At 36.7% G+C, this 3,461-nt stretch carries 4 protein-coding genes; all 4 read right to left on the bottom strand.

From position 1 onward, the window contains the following. Nucleotides 1-63 precede the first annotated feature (63 nt). Nucleotides 64-516, bottom strand: a complete 453-nt coding sequence (locus V7149_RS05295; RefSeq protein WP_335344606.1) for a GNAT family N-acetyltransferase — start codon at nucleotides 514-516, stop codon at nucleotides 64-66. Nucleotides 517-576: 60 nt separating this feature from the next. Beyond that, nucleotides 577-1,509: an SDR family NAD(P)-dependent oxidoreductase gene (locus tag V7149_RS05290; RefSeq protein WP_335344605.1), complete on the bottom strand. Its 933-nt coding sequence runs from the start codon at nucleotides 1,507-1,509 to the stop codon at nucleotides 577-579. A gap of 58 nt (nucleotides 1,510-1,567) precedes the next feature. Next, on the bottom strand, nucleotides 1,568-2,146 hold the full coding sequence (locus V7149_RS05285; protein WP_335344604.1) for a TetR/AcrR family transcriptional regulator: 579 nt from the start codon (nucleotides 2,144-2,146) through the stop codon (nucleotides 1,568-1,570). 191 nt (nucleotides 2,147-2,337) lie between these two features. Continuing rightward, on the bottom strand, nucleotides 2,338-3,461 hold a 1,124-nt coding region (gene allB / locus V7149_RS05280; protein WP_335344603.1), incomplete at its 5' end, for an allantoinase AllB.

Raw genomic sequence — 3,461 nt, 5'->3', positions numbered from 1 at the left:
AATAAATAGCCACCACAAATGGCAGCTAATTCTAGTTTGGTTCTATAAGTTTTTCTATTTCATCTACAAATTCTGAGATAACCGAACCATATCCCTGCAAAGTATTCCGTTCTCAATAATTTCTTCTGGATAATTCCTAGTGAAAAAGTCTAGATCAATACCGGTCATTCTAAAACCACATTTTTGATAGAGAGCTAATTGTCCAATACTGGAATTTCCAGTACCCACTTCCATTGTTTTGTATCCAGATAATTTAGCTGTCTTTATTGCATGCATGATAAGTTGTTTCCCGATACCGCGGCCATGGCGGGTTTCGATTACTGCAATATTCACCAGCTCCACCGTTTCAGGTCTTGTCGGAAGAAGTACATACACCCCAACAATTTGATCATCCATTTCAGCCACAAAGCATTCTCCTCTTTGTGTATATTCCTCAACTAATTTCAAAGAAGGATCAGCCAATAGCAATAAATCGATCGGTGGTTTTTCATTTATATTTAGTTTACGGATATGCATATATGCTCTCTCCCAGGACTGTTTTTCCACTATTTTACCATATTAAACTAATACATCTCTTTAATTTTCCTTCATCCAAGAAATTGTTTCTTGAATTCCTTGTCTATATGAAGTACTCGGCCATAAATTTATCTCTTTTTGATACTTTTCTCCACTAAGCAAGACTGGATTTTCCGTCAAATACATCATTTCCACCATTTCCTTCATAAAGGGTGAAAAAATTCCTAAGAAACGGATCATGCTTTTCGATACAGTTCTGACTTTTTTCTCGTATCCCGTTATTTCTCGTATAATCGCAATTAACTCATCACCCGTAATAGGATGTTTAGATGGAATGTTCCAATTTTGATTATATGCTTCTTGGCGGAGTGCCAATTCAACCATGGCTATCGCACCATCTTTAGTAAAAAGGAATTCCCTAGCTGCTTTCGTACTCCCAACAAAATTGGCTTTTTTATTTAGTACTGCGTTTTTGAGGGTTTCGTGAAGAATGGTGTTTTCAGCATTGGGCCCGTATAAATCAGGCATATGGACAATTAAGGTTGGCACACCGCTTTCTTTTAACCTGTTTTCCATTTGCAGTCTGATTTTTCCTTTTTTAGTATGGGGTTCTTTTTTTGCATCTTCTGTCACCAATTGATTAAATTGCCTTCCATAAGCATATATATTGTCGACAAAAGCTATTTTTGCTCCTTTTATTTTTGCCACTTCTGACATAATATCAATACATTTGAGGTGTTTCTCAACCCATTCTTGATAAGGAAAACTTACAGCATGAAAAATGACATCTACTCCATCTGCTGCTTCCATCAAATCATCTTGATTTAATGCGTCTCCTGAAAAGATGATTACATTTGACTGGCTTTTGTAAAGTCGTTCAAGCTTTTCTTTTCCTCTGGAAAAGGCAACGACATCAATACCTCTAGATACTAATTCACAAACTAATGCATATCCCATACCACCCGATGCACCTGCCACTAATGCTTTTTTCATTCTCATCTTCCTCCTTTTATTAACCACTGGTCAACAAAGTTAAAAAATATACTCTAAATCAGTTCTGTTGATTTAGAGCTTTAAAAATAAATTTGACATGTAAATGAGCAGCTTCTTTCGCTTCCTCAAATCCACTAACATGACCCCGATAATGAGAAACAAAGCCGTGAAGAGCTATAAACGAAGAGTAAATATCACTAATTAATAATTTATTCGTAGCTAAAGATTGAACGGCCTGAGCAAATTTTTCATAGCTAAGATTCGCAGCTTCTTGAGATAAAGCATTTACCTCCGTATTTCTTATCATAAACATCATTTCATACTGACTTTGATGATTTAAGCCGAATTCAATAAAGCCGATCAGAATTTTTTGGAGTTTAATATGAGAATCTTCAGGAGCCACAACAATTTCTTCGATAAGCCTGTTCAAATTCATAAAATATTCTTCTATAATGGCATAAAATAATTCAGCTTTATTTTTAAAATGATAATAAAGAGCTCCGTGACTGCAATCAAGTTGTTTAGCAATACTTCTCATGGATACTTGATGATAGTCTTTTTCAATAAATTGAGTTCTTGCTACATTTAGAATCATTTCTTGAGTAAGTTCTTGAGAAGATGATTTACGAGGTGACATAGATCCTCCTTTAATTGACCACTGGTTAATTGATATTATAGTTTACCCAAAATCGAATTACAAGGGGTAAACGCAATATCTATTTACTATTGTTAAATTAAACATTATGGCTTACTCCTCCCATAAAATAAATGAAGGGCTAAGATAAAATAAATAACCCCGTTCCAATAAAGGGACGGGGTTATGTTCTTTTATTTCTCCATCAGTTTCCCATTTTCAAATACTACTTTCCCACCGACAATCGTTGTTGTGACTTTTCCTTTAAAGGTCATGCCAACATATGGTGAATGCTGATGACGATAGAATAAATCTTCCTTCTTTAGTTCAAAGCTTTCGTTTAAATTCACAAGTGTCAAATCAGCATCGTAATCGGCGGCAATCGTTCCTTTATTTGAAAGTCCGAATACTTTCGCGGGATTTGTTGAAGTTAATTCAACTATTTTTTCTAAAGGAAGTTTTCTTTTAAAATGCCCTTCGGTTAACAAAATATTTAACGTAGATTGCGCTCCTGAAATACCGCCCCACCCTTCAAAAATATTGCCTGTGCTTTCTTTCATGGATGCGGGTGCTGGTGAATGGTCTGAACCGATGACATCAATTTCACCATTTGCGACAGCGGCCCATAGATTTTCTACCTCATCCTTATCTCTTAATGGCGGAGCACACTTCGTCAATACTCCTTTTTCTTCTAAATCTTTTACTGTCAGCGATAAATAATGCGGGCATGTTTCCACTGTAACATCTAAGCCGCTTTCCTTTGCTTCATTAATAAGCTTCACAACTCTGCGGCTGCTGGCATGGACAATATGCAGCTTACATCCAGTTAGCTCTGCATAAGAAAGGACTCTTCTGACTGCTTCTACTTCAGAAATAATCGGACGGGATTCCACAAAATCTCTTGCTGATACTTTCCCTTTACTTATTTTTTCTTTCGCAAGCTGATCGCACATTACCGTACTTTCCGCATGAACGGCTAAAAGCGAACCAAGAGAGGCAATCTCCTTCATTCCCTTATAAATTGATTCATCATCCACATTATTAAAATCATCAATCCCGCTTGGGGACATGAATGCCTTAAAGCCGATCACGCCATTTTCATGTAAACCTCTTAAATCCTCTATATTTTCTGGGACTAGCCCGCCCCAAAAACGCGGATTAACAATGGATTTTTCAGCAGCAATAGAACTTTTTATTTCCAAATTTTCTTTATTAATGGTTGGTGGAGTGCTATTCAATGGCATATCAAAAAAGGTGGTCACCCCGCCGGCAGCTAAGCTTCTGCTTCCTGTCTCCAGTCCTTCCCATTCCGTTCTTC

This window comes from Bacillus sp. JJ1503 (assembly GCF_036965125.1).
Taxonomy (GTDB): Bacteria; Bacillota; Bacilli; order Bacillales; family Cytobacillaceae; genus Cytobacillus.
The sequence above is the reverse complement of the archived record's forward strand: the minus strand, read 5'-3'. Positions and strand labels throughout refer to the sequence as shown.

Coding starts and splice junctions, on each gene's coding strand:
- V7149_RS05295 (WP_335344606.1), bottom strand. CDS start 516: ATGCATATCCGTAAACTAAATATAAATGAAAAACCACCGATCGATTTA.
- V7149_RS05290 (WP_335344605.1), bottom strand. CDS start 1,509: ATGAAAAAAGCATTAGTGGCAGGTGCATCGGGTGGTATGGGATATGCA.
- V7149_RS05285 (WP_335344604.1), bottom strand. CDS start 2,146: ATGTCACCTCGTAAATCATCTTCTCAAGAACTTACTCAAGAAATGATT.